The organism is Anaeromyxobacter soli (genome assembly GCF_022808855.1).
GTDB lineage: Bacteria > Myxococcota > Myxococcia > Myxococcales > Anaeromyxobacteraceae > Anaeromyxobacter > Anaeromyxobacter soli.
This window is the reverse complement of sequence record NZ_JAKZLF010000026.1, coordinates 1-19316: the sequence shown is the minus strand read 5'-3', so window position 1 is coordinate 19316 and position 19316 is coordinate 1. Positions and strand designations below refer to the sequence as shown.

Annotated in this window: 16 protein-coding genes; 7 read left to right on the top strand and 9 right to left on the bottom strand. The window is 74.1% G+C overall.

Translation table 11 applies throughout. The features are described from left to right. Positions 1-5: 5 nt before the first annotated feature. From MLV88_RS16795 to prpR, 4 genes are all read right to left on the bottom strand, one after another. The gene (locus MLV88_RS16795) at positions 6-290 is read right to left on the bottom strand and encodes a hypothetical protein (protein WP_242337744.1); all 285 of its coding nucleotides are present in this window, start codon (positions 288-290) and stop codon (positions 6-8) included. A gap of 158 nt (positions 291-448) precedes the next feature. After that, positions 449-925: a type II TA system antitoxin MqsA family protein gene (locus tag MLV88_RS16790; protein WP_242337746.1), complete on the bottom strand. Its 477-nt coding sequence runs from the start codon at positions 923-925 to the stop codon at positions 449-451. 28 nt (positions 926-953) lie between these two features. Beyond that, positions 954-1694 (bottom strand): sigma-70 family RNA polymerase sigma factor, encoded by a 741-nt coding sequence (locus MLV88_RS16785; protein ID WP_242337749.1) that lies wholly within the window; start codon positions 1692-1694, stop codon positions 954-956. A 165-nt stretch (positions 1695-1859) separates the two neighbouring features. Then, positions 1860-3839: a propionate catabolism operon regulatory protein PrpR gene (gene prpR, locus MLV88_RS16780; protein WP_243338038.1), complete on the bottom strand. Its 1980-nt coding sequence runs from the start codon at positions 3837-3839 to the stop codon at positions 1860-1862. A gap of 298 nt (positions 3840-4137) precedes the next feature. Here prpR and MLV88_RS16775 point away from each other — a divergent pair, with 298 nt between their 5' ends. The 5 genes from MLV88_RS16775 to MLV88_RS16755 all read left to right on the top strand — a co-directional run bounded on the left by MLV88_RS16775 (position 4138) and on the right by MLV88_RS16755 (position 11632). Beyond that, positions 4138-5295 (top strand): acyl-CoA dehydrogenase family protein, encoded by a 1158-nt coding sequence (locus MLV88_RS16775; protein ID WP_242337753.1) that lies wholly within the window; start codon positions 4138-4140, stop codon positions 5293-5295. 67 nt (positions 5296-5362) lie between these two features. After that, the gene (locus MLV88_RS16770) at positions 5363-6532 is read left to right on the top strand and encodes an isovaleryl-CoA dehydrogenase (RefSeq protein ID WP_243338036.1); all 1170 of its coding nucleotides are present in this window, start codon (positions 5363-5365) and stop codon (positions 6530-6532) included. A gap of 136 nt (positions 6533-6668) precedes the next feature. Next, the gene (locus MLV88_RS16765) at positions 6669-8276 is read left to right on the top strand and encodes a carboxyl transferase domain-containing protein (RefSeq protein WP_242337757.1); all 1608 of its coding nucleotides are present in this window, start codon (positions 6669-6671) and stop codon (positions 8274-8276) included. A gap of 17 nt (positions 8277-8293) precedes the next feature. Continuing rightward, complete coding sequence (locus MLV88_RS16760) at positions 8294-10297, top strand: acetyl/propionyl/methylcrotonyl-CoA carboxylase subunit alpha (RefSeq protein ID WP_243338033.1); 2004 nt, start codon at positions 8294-8296, stop codon at positions 10295-10297. 42 nt (positions 10298-10339) lie between these two features. Next, entirely contained in the window at positions 10340-11632 is a 1293-nt protein-coding gene (locus MLV88_RS16755) for an acetyl-CoA hydrolase/transferase family protein (RefSeq protein WP_242359921.1), read from the top strand. A gap of 6 nt (positions 11633-11638) precedes the next feature. Here the strand turns inward: MLV88_RS16755 and MLV88_RS16750 are convergent, their stop codons facing one another. The 5 genes from MLV88_RS16750 to bfr all read right to left on the bottom strand — a co-directional run bounded on the left by MLV88_RS16750 (position 11639) and on the right by bfr (position 18170). Then, a complete protein-coding gene (locus MLV88_RS16750; RefSeq protein ID WP_243338032.1) occupies positions 11639-13657 on the bottom strand; it encodes a PAS domain-containing protein in 2019 nt (672 codons plus the stop codon). Positions 13658-13776: 119 nt separating this feature from the next. After that, a complete protein-coding gene (locus tag MLV88_RS16745) occupies positions 13777-16155 on the bottom strand; it encodes an alpha-amylase family glycosyl hydrolase (protein ID WP_242359919.1) in 2379 nt (792 codons plus the stop codon). A gap of 151 nt (positions 16156-16306) precedes the next feature. Next, positions 16307-17056, bottom strand: coding sequence for a hypothetical protein (locus tag MLV88_RS16740; RefSeq protein WP_242359918.1), 750 nt, complete (start codon positions 17054-17056; stop codon positions 16307-16309). A gap of 111 nt (positions 17057-17167) precedes the next feature. Then, positions 17168-17623: a MarR family winged helix-turn-helix transcriptional regulator gene (locus MLV88_RS16735; RefSeq protein ID WP_242359917.1), complete on the bottom strand. Its 456-nt coding sequence runs from the start codon at positions 17621-17623 to the stop codon at positions 17168-17170. Positions 17624-17687: 64 nt separating this feature from the next. Next, positions 17688-18170 carry a bacterioferritin gene (gene bfr / locus MLV88_RS16730; protein WP_242341557.1) on the bottom strand — a complete coding sequence of 161 codons (483 nt, stop codon included), beginning with the start codon at positions 18168-18170 and terminating at the stop codon, positions 17688-17690. 351 nt (positions 18171-18521) lie between these two features. On the opposite strand from bfr, the gene MLV88_RS16725 reads away from it, so the two are divergent. After that, positions 18522-18947, top strand: coding sequence for a universal stress protein (locus MLV88_RS16725; RefSeq protein WP_242341556.1), 426 nt, complete (start codon positions 18522-18524; stop codon positions 18945-18947). Between the two features lie 32 nt (positions 18948-18979). Continuing rightward, positions 18980-19216, top strand: a complete 237-nt coding sequence (locus MLV88_RS16720; protein WP_242341555.1) for a hypothetical protein — start codon at positions 18980-18982, stop codon at positions 19214-19216. Positions 19217-19316 lie beyond the last annotated feature (100 nt).

Below are 19316 nucleotides of genomic sequence, written 5' to 3'. Positions count from 1 at the left end.
ACGCTTCACTGACTGCAACGTCCCGCCCCGGGGCCCGACGAGCCGTCGAGCGGCCTCAGCGCCGCGGTCCTCGGATGCTCGGGCGCGCCGCCGCGACCCTGCCCGAGGTCGGCCGCCCCCGCATGGAGCACGATGGGCATGCGCTCGAGCAAGGCGGCGGCCCATCCGTACTCCTCGAGCCGCTCCGCGCGCAGGTACTCGGGCGCGAGGATCCGGCAGGAGTGCCCGACGGGGACGCCGTCGGCGCGGCGGTGCCGCTTTCCGCAGTAGATGGTTCGCTGGTCGTTCATGCCCGGATCGTGCCTCGGCGCGTAGCTCGGCGGGCGGCGCGGCGGCGAAGTCTGCGTGAACTTCGCGCGTCGCCACGGGCGGGCGGACCCGTCGTCCCTTCGTGAGACACCCGCCGGCCGGGCGGGCGCGATGGCGAGAGGCGAGGCGGCCCGCGGCGTCAGCGGAGCTTCACGGCGAGCGCGTGCGGGTAACCCTGGTGCTGCGCGAGGCGCGCGAGCCGGTCGCGGGTGGTGCTCCGCCCGTCGAGCGCGTCCTGCACCATCGCGCACACGGCGATGAACGCGGCGCGGTTGGGGGCGGCGCGGCCGGTCTCCCAGTGCGAGATGGTCTCCGGCGTGAGGTCGAGCAGCCGCGCGAGCTCCGCGGCGCGCAGGCCGAGGGCCTTGCGCATGTGCCGGAGCGCCTCTCCCGTGTCCACGCCGGCGTCGGCGAGCTCGCAGCAGGTGGCGAGGCGGACCCGGTCGCGGAGCTCGCCGTCCACCTGGACGGCGTCGCACGCCGCGCAGCGCCGGGCCGGCACGGCGACCGAGGCGGTCACCGCGGAGCGCGGGAGCTCGACCGAGAGCGTCTCGGTCTGCTCCTGCAGCTCGCCGTCTCCGCACCGCCTGCAGCGCCCCTCGCCGTCGCCCGCCATCCCGACCTCCTGCGCTCCCTGGTTGGTGCTAGGCGGCCTCGCGGTCGCCTTCGCCGCCCTCGGCGTCGCGGATCGACGTCAGGTAACCGTGCAGGAAGCGCTTCGTCTGCAGCTCGAGCTGCCGCACGCGCTCGCGCGACACGCCCCAGCGCTTGCCGATGGTCTCGAGCGTGTCGGGCGGGTCCTGCTTGAGGCGCGTCTGGACGATGTCCCAGCCGACCTCGCCGATCCGTCCGCGCACGCGCTCGAGCGCGGCGCGGAGGTGGCGGTCGTGCTCGGCCGATGCGTACTGCTCGTGCGGGCCGGGCCCCTCGTCCTCCAGGCGATCGAGGTGCGAGACGTCTCCCTCCTCGTCGACCGTGCGGTCGAGCGACAGGTCGGCCGCCGCCACCGTCCCGCTCTTCGGCCTCACCGACGAGCGCGCCTGCTTCAGGTACTTCCAGACGTACGCCCGGATCCACCACACCGCGTACGTCGAGAATCGCGTCCCGGCATTCGGGTCGAACTTCTCGATGGCGCGCAGGAGGCCGAGGTTGCCCTCCTGCACGAGCTCCTCGAGGCGCAGCGTCCCGCGCATCTGCTTGCGCGCGATCATCACCACGAGCGCGAGGTTCCTGCGCACGAGCTCCTCCTTCGCCCGCGCCTCCCCGCGCCGTGCGCGGAGCGCGAGCTCGCGCTCCTCCTCGCGCGACAGCGGGCCCTGACGGCGCGCCGCCTCGAGGTACGGCGTCAGCGTATCCAGCTCCAGATTCTTGGTCGTTCCCTTCATCGCTCACTGGAACACATGTGGTTTGAAGAAAATTCAAGTCGCCTCGCATTTGACCTCTCCGGGGCTGCGGAGACCGCTCGGCCGGAAGGAGCAAGGACGGTCGAGCGAGCGGCCGCCGGTGAGGGTCGGGTGTGCGGCGCCGGGAAGGCGTCGAGCGTGGACGGCTCAGGCGCCCGCCTTGAGCTTCCGCCACAGCGTGGAGCGGCCGATGCCGAGCCGACGCGCGGCCTCCGACTGGTTGCCGCCCACCTCGTCGAGCACGCGCCGGATGAGCTCCCGCTCCTGCTCGTCGCGGGCGGTGCGCAGGTCCGTCGGCCGTGCGCCGGCCGCGCTGCCGGAGGCGGGCTCCCTGCGGCGCGCGGGCGGGGCAGCCTCTCCCGGCCCCTCCTCCGCGAAGAGCTCCGGCACGATCCGGCGCAGCGCACCCTCCGCCACGGCCGCGTCCGGCTCGCGGTCCGCGAACAGCACCGCGACGCGCTCGACCACGTTCTCGAGCTCTCGCACGTTGCCCGGCCAGGAGTAGCCGTCGAGCCGCGGCAGCAGCAGGGCGAGCGCCCGCGCGTGCGCGCCGGGCGCGCCGTGGCGGAGGAGCGCGCGCTGCAGGAGGTCCGCCGCGATCGCGGCGAGGTCCTCCTCGCGGTCGCGCAGGGGCGGCAGGTGCAGCTTCAGGATGTTGAGCCGGTAGTAGAGGTCGTCTCGGAACTCGCGCGCGGCGACCGCCTGCTTGAGATCCTTGTTGGTCGCGGCGATGACGCGCACGTCCACCGGCGTCGGGTCGTTCGAGCCGAGCCGCAGCACCTGCCGCTCCTGGAGCACGCGGAGGAGCCGGGTCTGGAGGGTCATCGGCATGTCGCCGATCTCGTCGAGGAAGATGGTCCCCGTGTGCGCCGCCTCGAAGAGGCCCGGCCGCCCGCCGCGGCGCGACCCGGTGAACGCGCCCTCGTCGTAGCCGAACAGCTCCGACTCGAGGAGCGCCTCCGGGAAGGCGGCGCAGTTGATGGCGACGAAGGGGTGGTCGCGGCGGGTGCTCGCGTTGTGGATGCCCTGCGCGACGAGCTCCTTGCCCGTGCCGCTCTCGCCCGTGACGAGCACCGTCGCGTCCGTGCGCGCGTAGCGCTCGGCGAGGGCGCGCACCTCCTGCATCGCGGGCGAGCTGCCGGCGATGCTCGAGAGGAGGTGACGCGCGACGAAGCGCCGGGGCCGGTAGCGGGAGCGCAGGTTCCGGTCGAGCCGCTGGATCGTGCTCGCGTCCTGGCAGGTGAGCACCGCGCCGCGCGGGCCGCCGCGCTGCCTGAGCGGGATCCGGTGCACGACGAGGGTGCGGTTCCCGATCCGCTGCACGTCGTCGAGCTCGGCGTTCCCGGTCTCGAGCACCCGCGCGAGCGAGAGGTCGGGCGCGAGCTGCGAGAGCTTCCTGCCGAGGACCTCGGCCGCGGAGGCGGCGAGGAGCCGCTCCATGGCGGGGTTCACGGACTGGATCCGCTCCTCGGGGTCCACCGCGACGACGCCCTCCACGAGGTGATCGAGGATGCCGCGGAGCCGCTCGCGCTCGGCGTCCTCCGCGTGCACGGCGCGGGCGACCTCGATGGCCTGCTCGATGGCCTCGCAGACCGAGTCGCGCGCGTAGAGGAGCACGGTGCGGAGCCCGGCCCTCTCGGCGACGTCGCAGACCGGCCCCGGGCCGACGACGACCTCGAAGCCGCGCGCGGCGAAGTCCGCCACGGCGGCGCGCGCGTCCTCCAGCGTCTCGTACGGTCGCTGCTCGAGGACGACGCCCAGGCTCTCCGCGAAGGCCTCCACGCCTGCGAGCGCCTTGCGGAACGGGATGGCCGCGACGCGCCGCGCGAGGCGGCAGGCCTCGGCGAGCGCCTGGAGGACGTCGCTCGCGGAGGGGGAGACGAGCACCACCGGCACCGGCGCGTGGTCGCGGAGGTAGGCCGCGTTCCAGCCCGCCGCGACGAAGACGTCCACCTCCTCGCCCGACTCCACCCGCGCGCGCGCGATCTCGAGCGCCTCCTCGAAGACCTTGTCGAACACGCGGACGTCGGCCGCGCCCGCGTAGCTCGGCGCCACGCCCTCGAACACCTGCCTCAGGCGGCTCGTGCTGAACACCCAGATGATCGGCCGGCGACTCGGGTCGGGCATCGCGTCTCCGTGGTGCTGTTGCAGAGATGAAGCATATCTGTGTCAGCGTGGAACAGGGAGGCCCGACGGGGCGCGAAGTGCGTCCAGGAGTCGCGGCGGGCGCTCCCGCCGCGCGAACTGGAGCGGCGGGGGCCTGCGAGGCCAGCGCCGGAGGTGTTTCAGCGATGAGGCAGCCCCTCGTTCATCCCGCCGCCGGCCGGGAAGCGCGATCCGCCGGAAACCTTCGTGACGGCGGGGGGATGCGTTCGGGCTTGCCTCGGGACGCGGCCGCGGTCCGCTCGATGCACACCGTCCTCGCATGAACCTCGAGCTGACCGAGGCGCAGAAGGCGATCCAGACGACCGCGCGGGAGTTCGCGCAGGCCGAGCTGGAGCCGGTCGCCGCGCAGCTCGATCGGGAGTTCGACCGCCGCGTCTTCGTCGCGAACCTCAAGAAGCTCGCCGACCTCGGCCTCACCGGCCTCGAGGTGAAGCGCGAGCACGGCGGCTCGGAGGCGGGGGCCATCGCCTTCAGCGTGGCGATGACCGAGATCGGGCGGGTCTGCGCCTCGACCGCGACCACCCTCGTCCTGAACGACATGGTCGCGGAGGTCATCCAGGACATCGGCACCCCGGAGCAGAAGGCGCTCCACCTGCCGAGGCTCTGCGCCGGCGAGTACCCCGCCGCGAGCTTCGCCCTCACGGAGGCCGGCGCCGGCTCGGACGCCGCCGCGGTGGCGACCACCGCCGTGCCGGACGGCGACGGCTGGATCCTGAACGGCGCGAAGCGCTTCACCATGAACGCGCCGTTCGCGGGCGTCTTCCTCGTCTGGGCGGTCACCGACCGCGCCGCACCGAAGGGGAAGGGGATGAGCTGCTTCCTCGTGGAGGCGGGGACGCGAGGGCTCCGCGTCGGCCGGACCGAGGACAAGCTCGGCCAGCGCGCCACCGCCACCACCGAGCTCGCGTTCCACGACTGCCGCGTCCCGCGCGGCGCGCTCGTCGGCCGGCTCAACGACGGGTTCCGCATGGCGGTGACCGAGCTCGCCCGGGCCCGCATCGGCATCGGCTCGCTCGCGCTCGGCATCGGCCTCTCGGCGATGGACTTCGCCACGCGCTACGCCTCGCGGCGGGTGCAGTTCGACGACAGCCTCACCGCGCTGCAGGGCGTCCAGTGGATGATCGCCGACGCGTACACCGACCTCGAGGCGGCGCGGCTCCTGCTCCTGAGCGCCGCCTGGCGGAAGGAGCGCGGCCAGCCGTTCGTGAAGGCGGCCTCGATGGCGAAGCTCTTCGCGACCGACGCGGCGAACCGCGCCTGCTACACCGCCATGCAGCTGATGGGCGGCGCCGGCTACACGCGCGCGTACCCCGTCGAGCGCTACGCGCGCGACGCGCGGCTCACCTCGATCTACGCGGGGGCGAACGAGCTCCAGCGCGTGATCATCGCGGGAGAGATCCTGAAGGAGCTCGCGTGAGGCGCGGCCTGCCCGCCGCCTCGCGCGAGGCGGGATCGCCCGCGCACCCCGCGGAGGAGACCCGACCATGAAGACCCATCCCGCCCTCGACCTCGGCCTCGGCGAGACCGCCGACCTCCTGCGCCAGTCGGTCCGCGACTTCGCCGCGCGCGAGCTCGCGCCGCGCGCCGCGGAGATCGACCGCGCGAACCACTTCCCGATGGACCTGTGGCCCGAGATGGGCGCGCTCGGGCTCCTCGGCATCACGGTCTCCCCCGAGTACGGCGGCGCCGGCATGGGCTACCTCGAGCACGTGGTCGCGATGGAGGAGGTGAGCCGCGCCTCGGCCTCGGTGGGGCTCGCCTACGGCGCCCACTCGAACCTGTGCGTGAACCAGATCTTCCGGAACGGGAGCGACGCGCAGCGGCGGCGGTACCTGCCGAAGCTCGTCTCCGGCGAGCACGTCGGGGCGCTCGCGATGAGCGAGCCCAACGCCGGCTCGGACGTGGTGAGCATGCGGCTCCGCGCCGAGCGCAGGGGCGATCGCTACGTCCTGAACGGCAGCAAGATGTGGATCACGAACGGCCCGCACGCCGACGTCGTCGTCGTGTACGCGAAGACCGACCCCGCCGCCGGGCCGCGCGGGATCACCGCCTTCCTCGTGGAGAAGGGCTTCCCCGGCTACTCCACCGCGCAGAAGCTCGACAAGCTGGGCATGCGCGGCTCCGACACCTGCGAGCTGCTCTTCGCCGACTGCGAGGTGCCGGCGGAGAACGTGCTCGGCGAGGTAGGACGAGGGGTGAACGTCCTCATGAGCGGGCTCGACTACGAGCGGGCGGTGCTCGCGGGCGGGCCGCTCGGGATCATGCAGGCCTGCCTCGACGTGGTCCTCCCCTACGTGCACGAGCGCGAGCAGTTCGGCCAGCCCATCGGCACGTTCCAGCTCATCCAGGGGAAGCTCGCCGACATGTACACGACCCTCTCCGCGTGCCGCGCCTACGTCTACGCGGTCGCGCGGGCGTGCGGCGCCGGCCGGACGAGCCGCAAGGACGCCGCCGGCGCGATCCTCTACGCGTCGGAGCGGGCGACCCGGATGGCGCTCGACGCGATCCAGTGCCTGGGCGGGAACGGGTACATCAACGAGTTCCCCACCGGGCGGCTCCTGCGGGACGCGAAGCTCTACGAGATCGGGGCGGGCACGAGCGAGATCCGCCGTATGCTCATCGGCCGCGAGCTCTTCGACGAGACCGCCGCTTGAGCGACCGAGAGACGATGCGAGACCCGCCGGCGAGCGAGGCGAGCCCGGCCCGGGCGGCGGCGACGAGGCGCCTCCGGGGCGGGGGCCCGGCCCCCGTCAGGGCACCGGCGCGCAACACCATCGGGAGACGGTTCGCATGAGCGTGCTCGAGAGCGCGGTGGATCCGAGGTCCGCGGAGTTCCGGCGCAACGCCGAGGCGATGCGCGGGCTCGTGGCCGACCTGCGCGAGAAGGTCGCGACGGTCGAGCAGGGCGGCGGCGAGCGGGCGCGCGCGCGCCACGTGGAGCGCGGCAAGCTCCTGCCGCGCGAGCGGATCCGCCAGCTCCTCGACGTCGGCTCCCCCTTCCTCGAGCTGTCGCAGCTCGCGGCCTTTGGGATGTACGGCGGCGAGGTCGCCTCGGCGGGGATCATCGCCGGCGTCGGGCGGGTGAGCGGGCGCGAGTGCGTGGTGGTCGCGAACGACGCCACCGTGAAGGGCGGCACCTACTACCCCGTCACCGTGAAGAAGCACCTCCGCGCGCAGGAGATCGCCCGCGAGAACCGGCTGCCCTGCGTGTACCTCGTGGACTCCGGCGGCGCGAACCTCCCGCAGCAGGACGAGGTGTTCCCGGATCGCGACCACTTCGGGCGCATCTTCTACAACCAGGCGAACCTGTCGGCGGCGGGGATCCCGCAGATCGCGGTGGTGATGGGCTCGTGCACGGCGGGCGGCGCGTACGTGCCGGCCATGTCCGACGAGAGCGTCATCGTGCGCAAGCAGGGGACCATCTTCCTCGCCGGGCCGCCGCTCGTGAAGGCGGCCACCGGCGAGGTGGTGAGCGCGGAGGAGCTCGGGGGCGCCGACGTCCACTGCCGCACCTCCGGCGTCACCGACCACTACGCGATGGACGACGCGCACGCGCTGCGCATCGCCCGCGGGATCGTCGGGAACCTGAACCTCGTGAAGCGCCCCGGGCTCGCGCTGCGTCGCCCGGCGGAGCCGCGCCACGATCCGGAGGAGCTCTACGGGGTGGTCCCCACCGACACCCGCAAGCCCTACGACGTCCGCGAGGTGATCGCGCGCATCGTGGACGGCTCCGAGCTCGACGAGTTCAAGCGGCTCTACGGGACGACGCTCGTCTGCGGGTTCGCCCACGTCTTCGGCTACCCGGTGGGCGTCGTCGCGAACAACGGGATCCTGTTCTCCGAGTCGGCCCTGAAGGGCGCACACTTCATCGAGCTGTGCGCGCAGCGGGGCGTGCCCCTCGTGTTCCTGCAGAACATCTCGGGCTTCATGGTGGGCAGCAAGTACGAGGCGGGCGGCATCGCCAAGGACGGCGCCAAGATGGTGACCGCCGTCGCGTGCGCGCGGGTGCCGAAGTTCACCGTGCTCATCGGCGGCAGCTTCGGCGCCGGCAACTACGGGATGTGCGGGCGCGCGTACTCCCCGCGCTTTCTGTGGAGCTGGCCGAACGCGCGCATCTCGGTGATGGGCGGGGAGCAGGCGGCGAGCGTCCTCGCCCAGGTGAAGCGCGACGCGCTGGAGGCGCGCGGCGAGCGGTGGAGCGCGGAGGAGGAGGAGGCGTTCAAGGCCCCCATCCGCGAGCAGTACGAGACGCAGGGGCACCCCTACTACGCGAGCGCCCGGCTCTGGGACGACGGGATCATCGATCCGGCCGAGACCCGCACCGTCCTCGGGCTCGGCCTCTCCACCGCGCTGAACGCGCCCGTCGAGGCGACCACGTTCGGCGTCTTCCGGATGTGACCTCGGAGACCCACGGCATGTTCGAGAAGATCCTGGTGGCCAACCGCGGCGAGATCGCCTGCCGGGTGATGCGCACGGCGCGGCGGCTCGGCGTGCGGACCGTCGCCGTCTACTCCGACGCCGACGCGCGGGCGCTGCACGTCGCGATGGCCGACGAGGCGTACCGCATCGGCCCGGCGCCGGCGCGCGAGAGCTACCTCGACGGCGCCGCCATCCTGGAGGCGGCGCGGAGGAGCGGCGCGCGCGCGATCCACCCTGGCTACGGCTTCCTCTCCGAGAACGCCGACTTCGCGGAGGCGTGCGCCGCCGCGGGCCTCACCTTCATCGGCCCGTCGGCGGCGGCCATCCGCGCCATGGGCTCGAAGAGCGCCGCCAAGAAGATCATGGGAGAGGCAGGCGTCCCGCTCGTCCCCGGCTACCACGGCGACGACCAGCGCCCCGAGACGCTCGCCGCGCAGGCGGAGCGCATCGGCTACCCGGTGCTCGTCAAGGCGACCGCGGGGGGCGGCGGGAAGGGCATGCGCGCGGTGGCGGGGCCCGGCGAGCTCGAGGCCGCGCTCGCGGGCGCGCGGCGCGAGGCGCTCGCGGCGTTCGGCGACGACCGCGTCCTCCTCGAGCGCTACCTCGCGAAGCCGCGCCACGTCGAGATCCAGGTGTTCGGCGACACGCTCGGCGCCGTCGTGCACCTGTTCGAGCGCGACTGCTCCATCCAGCGCCGCCACCAGAAGGTGCTGGAGGAGGCGCCGGCGCCGGGGCTCGGCGCGGGCCTGCGCGAGCGGATGGGCAGGGCGGCCGTCACCGCCGCGCGCGCGATCGGGTACGTCGGCGCGGGCACGGTCGAGTTCCTCCTCGACGAGGACGGCCAGTTCTACTTCATGGAGATGAACACCCGCCTGCAGGTGGAGCACCCGGTCACCGAGCTCGTCACCGCCCAGGACCTCGTCGAGTGGCAGCTCCGCGTCGCGGCCGGCGAGCCGCTCCCGTGCACGCAGGAGGACCTCGTCACCGCCGGCCACGCCATCGAGGCGCGCGTCTACGCGGAGGACCCGGCGCGCGACTTCCTCCCCGCCACCGGGACCCTCACGCACCTGCGCGCGCCCGCCGAGAACGCCCACGTCCGCGTCGAGACGGGCGTCCGGCAGGGGGACGTGGTCAGCGTCCACTACGATCCGATGATCGCGAAGCTCGTGGTCTGGGACGTCGACCGGCCCGCGGCCCTGCGCCGGCTCCGCGCCGCGCTCGCCGAGTACCAGATCGTCGGCGTGGCGACGAACCTCGCGTTCCTGTCCGCCGTGGCCGCGCACCCGGCGTACGCCGCGGCGGACCTCGACACCCGCTTCGTCGAGCGGCACCGCGCCGGGCTCGTGGCGGAGGCGGCGCCGGTGCCCGACACCGTGCTCGCGCTCGCCGCGCTCGACGTGCTCCTCGCGCGGAGCGAGGAGGCGGCGGCGGCGGCGCGCGAGTCGCACGATCCCCACTCGCCGTGGCACCGGACCGACGGGTGGCGGCTCAACGCCGACGCCCACCACGTGCTCACCTTCGACGACGGCGAGCGGCGCGCCCGGGTCGTCGCGCACTACCGGCCCGGCGGCCACCTCCTCGAGCTCCCCGGCGGCACGATCCTCGCGCGCGCCGAGCGGGACCCGGCGGGCGACCTCCTCGCGGACCTCGGCGGCGCGCGGACGCGCGCGACCGTCGTCCGGGGCGGCGACGCGATCACGATCCTGACCCCCGGCCACGCGCACCGGCTCGGCCTCTTCGACCCGGGCGCCGCGGCGGCGGACCGCGACGCGGACGCGGGGCGGCTCACCGCCCCGATGCCGGGGAAGATCGTGGCGGTGATGGTGGAGCCGGGCGCGGAGGTGAAGAAGGGCGCGCCGCTCGTGGTGCTCGAGGCGATGAAGATGGAGCACACCATCACCTCCCCGCGCGACGGCAAGGTGGCGGAGCTGCACTACGGCGTGGGGGCGATCGTGGAGGAGGGCGCGCAGCTCCTCGCGCTCGAGGTCCACGAGGCCTGACGGGGTCCTCGCGCCGGCGCACCCGGCCCGGAGGGAGAGCGAATGGCGAGCGCGGAGGAGCTGTACCGGCAGAGGCGCTGCACGCCCGAGGAGGCGGCCGCGATCGTGCGGTCCGGCGATCAGCTCGTCCTGCCGATCTGCGCGGCGGAGCCGACGCTGTTCGTGAAGGCGCTCGGCGCGCGCAGGCACGAGCTCTCGGGCGTTGTGGTGCACCAGCAGCACACCCTCACCGGCGCGTACCTCGACCGGGAGTCGGCGCCGCACGTGAGGCTCTGCTCCTGGTTCACGAGCGCCGCCTCGCGGACGGCGGTGCAGGAGGGCTGGGCGGACTTCGTCCCGAACCACTTCCACGAGGTGCCGCGGCTCCTCCGCGAGCACTGGCCGGTGGACGTGGTCGGGACGGTCGTCTCGCCGATGGACGAGGACGGCTTCTTCACCTGCGGCCTCTCCGTGGCCTACACGATGGCGGCGCTCGGCAAGGCGAGGGCGGTCGTGGTGCAGGTGAACCCCGCAGCGCCGCGCACCCGCGGGGACTGCCGCATCCACGTGTCCCAGGTGGACCGCATCATCGAGTGCGAGGACCCGCTCTTCGAGCTCGCGCCCGCGCCGGTGACCGAGGTGGAGCGGGCCATCGGCGGCTGCATCGCCGAGCTCATCGAGGACGGCTCCACGCTCCAGCTCGGGATCGGCGGGATCCCGAACGCGGTCTGCGCCGCCCTCACCGGCAAGCGGGGCCTCGGGATCCACACCGAGATGCTCACCGACGGGGTGGTGGACCTCGTGCGCTGCGGGGCCGTGGACAACTCGCGCAAGACCACGCACCCGGGGACGTCGGTCGCGACGTTCGCGCTCGGGACGCGCCGGCTCTACGACTTCATGCACGAGAACCCGGCCGTCGAGATGCACCCGGTCGACCACACGAACGATCCTCGGGAGATCGGCCGGAACGACCGCGTGGTGGCGATCAACTCCACCCTCGAGGTGGATCTCCTCGGCCAGTGCTGCTCGGAGGCGATCGGCCCCGCGCAGTGGAGCGGGAGCGGCGGGCAGGTGGACTTCGTGCGGGGCGCGAACCTGTCGCGCGGCGGCAAGAGCTTCATCGCGGCGCCGTCCACCGCGAGGAAGGGGACCGTGTCGCGCATCGTGGCGACGCTCGAGCCCGGCGCGGTGGTCACCACCGGCAAGAACGACGTGGACCACGTGGTGACCGAGTACGGGGTGGCGCGGCTGCGCGGGCGGACGGCGCGGGAGCGGGCGCTCGCGCTCATCGCCATCGCCCACCCGGACTTCCGGCGCGAGCTCACCCTCGCCGCGCGGCGCCTGAACCGGATCTGAGCCTCGTCACGAGGCCTCGAGCAGCGCCTCGAGGCGCTCGAGCGGCGGCGGCTTCGGCAGGTGGGCGTCGAAGCCCGCCTCCCGGGCCTTCTCCAGATCCTCTCGCTGCGCGTAGCCGCTCAGGGCGACGAGGCGCGTGCGGCGCAGCCGCTCGTCCGCGCGCAGGGCGCGCGCGACGTCGAACCCGCTCATGTCCGGCAGGCCGATGTCGCACAGGACCACGTCCGGCCGCAGCTCGCCGGCGAGCGCGATCCCGGTCCGTCCGTCGCGCGCGAGCGCGACCCGGTGGCCCGAGAGCTCGAGCAGGTCCGCGAGCGACTGCCCGGCGTCGAGGTTGTCCTCGACGATGAGCACGCTCCGGCCCGTGGGCGCGTCGCGCTCCCGCGCGGGGCCCGCCTCCGCCTCGGGGGTCGGCGCGAGCGGCAGGGTGACGACGAGCTCCGCGCCACGGCCGGGGCCCTCGCTGCGTGCGTGCGCCGTGCCGCCGTGCAGCTCGGCGAGCCCGCGCACCAGCGCGAGCCCCAGCCCGAGCCCGCCGCGCGTGCGCGCGAGGCTGCGCTCCGCCTGCGCGAAGGGCTCGAACATGCGCTCGAGCTCGCCGGCCTCCATCCCGACGCCGTCGTCGCGCACCCGGAGCTCCGCCTGGCCCCGCGCCACGCCGGTGTGGACGGTGACGGTGCCGCCCTCGGGCGTGAACTTCGCCGCGTTCTGGAGCAGGTTCCCCACGATCTGCGAGAGGCGGGTCGGATCCCCGTCCACCCAGATGGCGCCGGGCACCGTGTCGAGGTGCAGCGCGATGCCGCGGGCGTCGAAGATGGCGCGGTGGTCGTCACACGTGCGGCGCGCGACGTCGCGCAGGTCGAGGCGGCGCGGCTGGAGCTGGATCTTCCCCCGCGTGACGCGGGTCACGTCGAGCAGGTCGTCCACGAGGCGGGTGAGGTGCTCCGTCTGGCGATGGATGACCTCCCGCGCGCGCGCGGCCTGGGGGCTGTCCGGCGCGGCGCGGGCGAGGAGCTGGATGCTGCTCAGGATCGGCGCGAGGGGGTTGCGCAGCTCGTGGGAGAGGACGCTGATGAACTCGTCCTTGCGGCGGTCCGCCTCGCGCAGCCGGTCGTTCGCCTCGCGCAGCGCGTCCCCGACCCGCTTGCGTTTGGTGATGTCGCGCGAGATGCCGAGCAGGCCGATGACGTTGCCGTCGGCGTCGCGGTAGGGCGTCTTGCGGGAGAGCCAGACGCGCGGGCGGCCCTCGGAATCGGGGACGTGCTCCTCGACCTCGGCCGGCGCTCCGGTCGCCATGATGCGCCCGTCGGTCTCCATGATCTGCCGGGCGACCGCGGGATCTGCGAGGAACTCGAGGTCCGTCTTGCCGAGGAGCTCGGCGGCGGGCTTGCCGACGAGCGCGACGGCGCCGGGGTTCGCGAAGCGCATCCGCCCGTCGCGGTCCTTCGCGAAGATGACGTCGCCCGAGGTGTCGCTGATCGCGCGCAGCAGGGTCGTGCTCTCGCGCAGCCGCTCCTCGGTGCGCTTGCGCTCGGTCACGTCGGAGAAGAAGACGGCGAAGTACCCCGGCTTCGGCCGGTACGCCGTCGCCTCGTACCAGCGGTCGAGATCCGCGAAGTGCCGCTCGTAGTGGACCGGCGCTCCGGTCCGGGCGACGTTCCCGAGGAGCTCGATCCAGCCGGCGGGGTCCTCGCGCAGGCCGGGCAGGACCTCTGTGATGCGGCGCCCGAGCACCGCGTCGCGGGACAGGCCGGTCTGGGTCTCGAACGCGAGGTTCGCCTCCTCGTGGACGTAGTCGACCGGGCGATCGCCGTCGAAGATCACGCGGCAGAGCGTGAACCCGCTCGTCATGTGCTGGAACAGCTCGCGGTACTTCGCCTCGCTCTCCCGCAGCGCCTGCTCCGCCCGCGTCAGCTCGTCGACCGTTCGCTCCAGCTCCTCGGTGCGGGCGCGGGCGCGATCCTCCTCCGCGCCCGGCTCGCGCGGGATGGACGGGATCGATCGAGGGCTCGGGTGCTCGGGCATGCAGGCTCCAGCCGGACGGCGTGCCCGGCGATCCCGCTTCCTTTACCGGGGCGGCCGGGTTCTTCAACGTCTCGCGCATCCGTCGTGCCCGGGCGGCCGGTCCGCCGCCCCGCGCTCCGTCAGCGCGCCTCCAGCACGACGAGCCCGCAGGCGGGGAGGACGACCTCCAGCACGCCGGAGGAGGATCGCCGCGGCGAGGCGCCGTCTCCGACGCCGGCGCCGCCGTAGACCGCGGCGTCGCTGTTGAGGATCACGTGCCACTCCGCGTCGGGGAGGCCGGCGCTCTCGAGCAGGTACCCCGCCGCGAAGGGACGGTTCGCGAGGCTCGCGACGACGAGCAGCTCGGCGTCCCCGCGGAGGAACGCGATCACGCGGTTCGCCTCGTGGCGGTGCACCGTCGTGAGCCGGCGCGAGCGCAGCGCCGGCCGGCCGAGCCTGAGGCGGATGAGCTCCTGGTACCAGCGGAAGAGCCGTGCGCCGAGGCCGCGGCGCAGGCCGAGGAGGTCCTCCCGGTGCTCGAGGAAGTCGTCGTGGCGGTAGGGGTTCGCCGCCCCCACCTCCTCGCCCATGAGGAACATCGGCGTCCCCGGCGAGAGCAGCGAGAGCCCCGCGACGACCCGGCAGCGCGCCTCGGCGAAGTCGCGCGTCGCGCCGGCGAGGGGCGCACCCTGCACCGCGAGGACGATCGTGCGGGCGGAGCCGGAGGAGTTCCCCGCCTCGTCGTGGGACTCGTGGTAGACGACCTTGCGGTCCGCCGCGCCGTGCAGCGCGCCGTCGAAGCGGTCGATCCCGAGCGGACGGTCGTCGCCGTATCCCGCCTCGGCGAGGAGCGCGGCCCAGCCGCCCTCGGCGCGCGGTCCGGCGAGGTGGTGGAAGAAGTCCACGTACCAGGCGGCGTCGAAGCCGAGGCCTCCCTCGTCGAGCGGCCGGGTCACCTCGGCCCAGCCGGTGTGATCCTCGGCGACGAGCATCACGGAAGGGCGGATGAGGCGCAGGGTCCGCGACCACTCGCGAAGCATCTTCGCGCCGTAAACGTTGGCGCGCGGCACGGGGGCGCCGCCCGGCTCGTTCAGGCGGTTGTCGCGGTGGATGGCGTCGAGGAGGTCCACCCGGAAGCCGTCCATGTGGAACTCGTCCACGAGCATGGCGGCGCTCGAGGCGAACAGCCGGCGCACCTGCTCCTCGCAGTAGCGCGGCGCCCACCCGGAGGAGCCGTTGTTCACGTAGCCGCCCTCGGGCCGCGAGTGCTCCCCGGGCACGCCCTCGTACCAGTAGTAGAGGTTCCGCTCCGGCGCGGCCGAGTCCACCTGCCACTCGGCCCGCGCGGCGTTCAGGTCCCAGTGGTTGTAGACGACGTCCTGGATGACGGCGACGCCGCGGCGGTGACAGGCGCGCACGAACCGCATGAGGGCGTCGCGCCCGCCGGCGGTGACCTCGATGGCGAGGTGGTGCGAGTTGCCGTAGCCCCACGCGGCGTCGCCGCTGAACTCCGCCATCGGCAGGAGCTCGACCGCGTTCACGCCGAGGGGGACGAGGTGCGCGTCGAGCAGCGCCTCAGCGTCCTCGAGGTTCCCGGCGTCGGGACGGCCGACGCCGAGCGCGCCCACGTGGAGCTCGTAGATGACGAGGTCCTCGAGCCGGGAGGGCACCGGACGCGCGGGGTCGTACTCGTCGCACCAGAAGTCAGCGCAGCCGATGAACGCCTCTTCGCCGCGCCTGGGCGCCGGCACCGTCTCCGGGTCCACCACCGCCGAGCAGCTCACCGCCCCGTCGAGCCCGGCGGCCGTGCCGCCGTAGATGCTGCCCCGCGGGTCGAAGCTTCCCTGGCCCACCTGCCAGCGCGAGTAGAGGTCCGTGCGGTAGGACACCGACCCGTCGTCGCGCGTCACCCGGAACACGTAGGGCGTGAACTCGCAGCGGCCGTACTCGAGGAGCGCGGGGTCGCCGGCGCGGGTCTCCCAGATTCCCCCGCCGGCGGGCGCGAGCGGCAGCGGCGGCAGCGGGGCGCTCCCCGCGCCGTCGTCGGAGACGTAGCCGTTCGTCCCGTCGCCGAGCACCACCTCCACGGCGCGGGCGTTCGGCGCCCACAGGGCGAAGCGCAGCGCGCGAGCGCCGCCCTCGCGGGGGATCGGGTTCGCGCCCAGGCTGCGGCCGAGGGCGAGGTGGTAGCGCTCCACCTGACCGCCCTCCCGCAGCGTGAACGACCGCACGGTCCGGCGCGAGAGCGAGTCGTCCTCCTCCGTCGCGACGAGGCACCGGCGGCCCCAGGGACCGTCCCCGAGGACGTCCCACTCGAAGCGCTTGCCGACCTCGGTCGCAGGGAAGGACACCGTCGCCTCGAATCCCGGGCAGCCGTCCTCGCAGGTGGCCTCGGCCATCGGCCGCTCGCTCCACGCGCCGCCGGCGCGCCCGAGCGCGTCCCAGCTCCCGCGCAGCAGCGCGTTCGCGAAGCGCGACCTCAGGAGGCCGCTCGAGTACACGAAGCGTACGTCCGGCATACGGAGCGTCTACGCGCGCCACCGGCGTGCGTCGAGGGCCCGCGCGGACGCGCACGAAAGGCGCAGGAGGCGCCGGCTCGCCGGGCGAGCGCGGGCCTCCGCCCGCGGCGGCCGGCGGGGGGGTCCCGGGACGGCCGCCGCGGGGCGGGCCTCACCGCGCGAGCGCGGGCGTGGCCTCGCGAGCGGTGCCAGCGCGCTCGGCGCGCGCGCGTCCCCTGGCCCGAAGGCCGAGCAGCGAGACGGCGTGCAGGAGCACGAACAGCGGCACGCCGAACGTGGGGACGAGGGAGAGGGGGAGCTCCGCCATGGCGGCCGACGAGGGGCCGCTCGTGAAGACCTGGATCGAGCTCGGGGCGGAGAGCGCGCCCGCGCCGACCGCCACCACGAGGTCGAGGAGCCCGGCGACGTTCCAGGCGACCGCGAGGCGCGGCGCGTGGCGCCTGCCCGTCGCGAGCGCGTACGCGACGAGGGGCGCGGCGGCGCCGACCGCCACGTCGCCGAGGCCCGCCGGGAGCGCGAACGCGCCGGGGAGCCCACCGCGCGCGTACAGCACCAGGAAGACGAAGCCGACGAGGCGCAGCGACTGGATCCCGACCACCCAGGCCTGCGGGATCGCGAGCGCCCGCGCGCGCGCCGTGCGTGACACGAGGAGGGCGAGGCCGCCGGCGAGGATGGGTGCGGCGACGGCGAGGCCGATCCGCGGCGGGCGATCCGGCGCGCCCGCGAACGCCCCCGTCGCCGCGAGGATAGCCACCAGGGAGAGCCAGGCCCCGAGGAGCACCCCCGCCGCCGCCGCGCCACGTCCGGCGTACCGGCGGAGGGCGAGGACCACGAAGGCGATGAGGAGGACGTCCACGCCGATGACGATCGGCCACACGAACCCGGGAACGAGCGCTGCCATGTGAACCTCCCGCGAGCCGACAGCTCGCGTTGTACGTACAACCTGGCGCCCGAGACCACCGCCACCCCGGGCCGGGCGCCCTGGCCAGGGGAGAACGCGAGCGCGGGGCCTCTACCCCGCGAAGCGTGGATGGAGCCTCACGGTCACCGCGGCGAGCGCCTCGGCGCCGCGATCGCCGAGGAGCGCACGCGCCTCCCGCTGCGCCTTTCGCCAGAGGGGGAGGGCGGCCTCGAGCGTCCGGGCGCCGGCGGCCGTGAGCGAGAGGCGCTGCGTCCGGCCGTCGGAGGGCGGCTCGACGCGGACCCAGCCCAGCGCCTGCAGCCGGGCCAGCTCCCGGCTGACGGTGGACTTCTCGAGCTGCAGCGCCCGACCCACCACCGTGGGCGTCGCCCGCTCGCCCGCCCGCGCGATGGCGACGAGGAGCGTGAGCTGGGTGCGGCGCAGGCCGAGCGGGCGCAGGGCGCGCTCGTAGATCGAGGCGAGGCGGCGGTCGAGGAAGCGGGCGCGGCTCGCCAGGCACTCGGCGGCGATCTCCTCGGAGGCGCGGGCGGCGGGGGTCCGGCTCATGGGAGTTGTATAAGCAACCCCGCCGCCGCCCGCAACCGTCCGCGCGCCGCGCCCCGGGCGCCCGTCAGCTGCCTCCGTCGCCCTTCAGCTGCTCGGCGAGATAGCCCGAGATCCCGATCTGCTCGATGGCGGCGAGCTGCGTCTCGAGCCAGTGGTGATGCCCCTCGGTCTCCTCGAGGAGGCGCTCGAGCAGCTCGGCGGTGCCGTTGTCACCCGCCTCTCGGCACCGCTCGATGCCGGAGTTCAGCGCGTCGCGGACATTCCGCTCGAGCGCGTGATCCAGCTTCAGCTGCTCGTGCACGCTCGAGCCTGCCGCGACGGTCCCGAGCCGCTGCACGTCGGGCGCGCCGTCGAGGTAGAGGATCCGCGCGATCAGCTCGTCCGCGTGGTTCAGCTCGTCGCGCGACTCGTGGTGGATCTTCTCGAACAGCCGCGCGTACCCCCAGTTCTGGCAGATGCGCGCGTGGAGCATGTACTGGTGCACCGCCGTGAGCTCGCCGGACAGGAGGTCGTTGAGGAGTCCGATGACCTTGGGATCGCCCTGCATGCGTCCTCCAGCGTTCAGGCCCTTGCGAGCAGACGCCCTTCCTAGATCGCGGCTGCGCCCCCGTCGTGGGTCCAGGGGGGCTGCCTCCGTGATGGGCGGGGATCATGGCGGCGTCGCATCCCCCTCGCCCATTCGTCACCTCCGCCGGCGAGCCGCGAGCCCCGCGCGATGGGCGGCCTCAAGGGCGCGGCGGGCCGGTGGAGGGGGGGAAGAGGACCTGGGCGGCGGGCACTCGCACGGCAGGCTCGCGCCGCGGCACGACCCTGCATGACGAGCGCCGCGGGCGCGGCGGCTCCTTACGCTCTCTTCGGAGTCGGACGAGGCCGCGGCCCGCGGGCCGGGAGGGAGCGCATGGCGCCGCTGGAGTGGAGCAGGATCTGCTGTCCGGTCGATTTCTCGGAGCCGGCGCAGGCCGGCCTGCGCGTGGCGGCGGACCTGTGCCGGAGGCTCGGCGCGGAGCTCGTCCTCCTCTACGCGGACTCCGCCGCGCGGGTGGCGACGGAGCTGCCGCCCGCGGGAGGGCTCGACGGAGAGCTCTCGGCGTGGAAGGAGACCGCGGAGCGCCTGGGCGCCCTGAAGGTCACCGTCGCTCGCGCCGGCGGATCGCCGGAGGTCGCCATCGTGGCGTTCGCGACCTCGGGGAAGGTCGATCTCATCGTGATGGGGACGCACGGGCGCGTCGATCGGGAGCACATGCTGACCGGCTCCGTCGCGGAGGGCGTCGTCCGCAACGCTCCATGCCCGGTGCTCACGGTTCACCCGGGCTGGAAGGCGTGACCCGGGACGTAGGAGGCGAAGGAGGAGCTGCCATGACCGGAAGCTGCGAGGTCTGCGGGAACCAGTACGACAAGGCGTTCGAGGTGGTCGCCGCCGGAGCGCACCACGTCTTCGACAGCTTCGAGTGCGCGATCCAGGCGCTCGCGCCGCACTGCGAGCGCTGCGGGTGCCACGTGATCGGGCACGGGGTGGAGGCTGGCGGGAAGTTCTTCTGCGGCGCCCACTGCGCGCACACCGCGGGGGCGAAGGAGATCCGGGACCGCGCCTAGACCACAGGGCGGCGCACCGCGCACGCCGGCGCCGGCCGGGCACTCATGGAGCGCCCCGCCGGTGCGCTGGCCGTTACGATTCGCGAACAGGCGAGCGAAG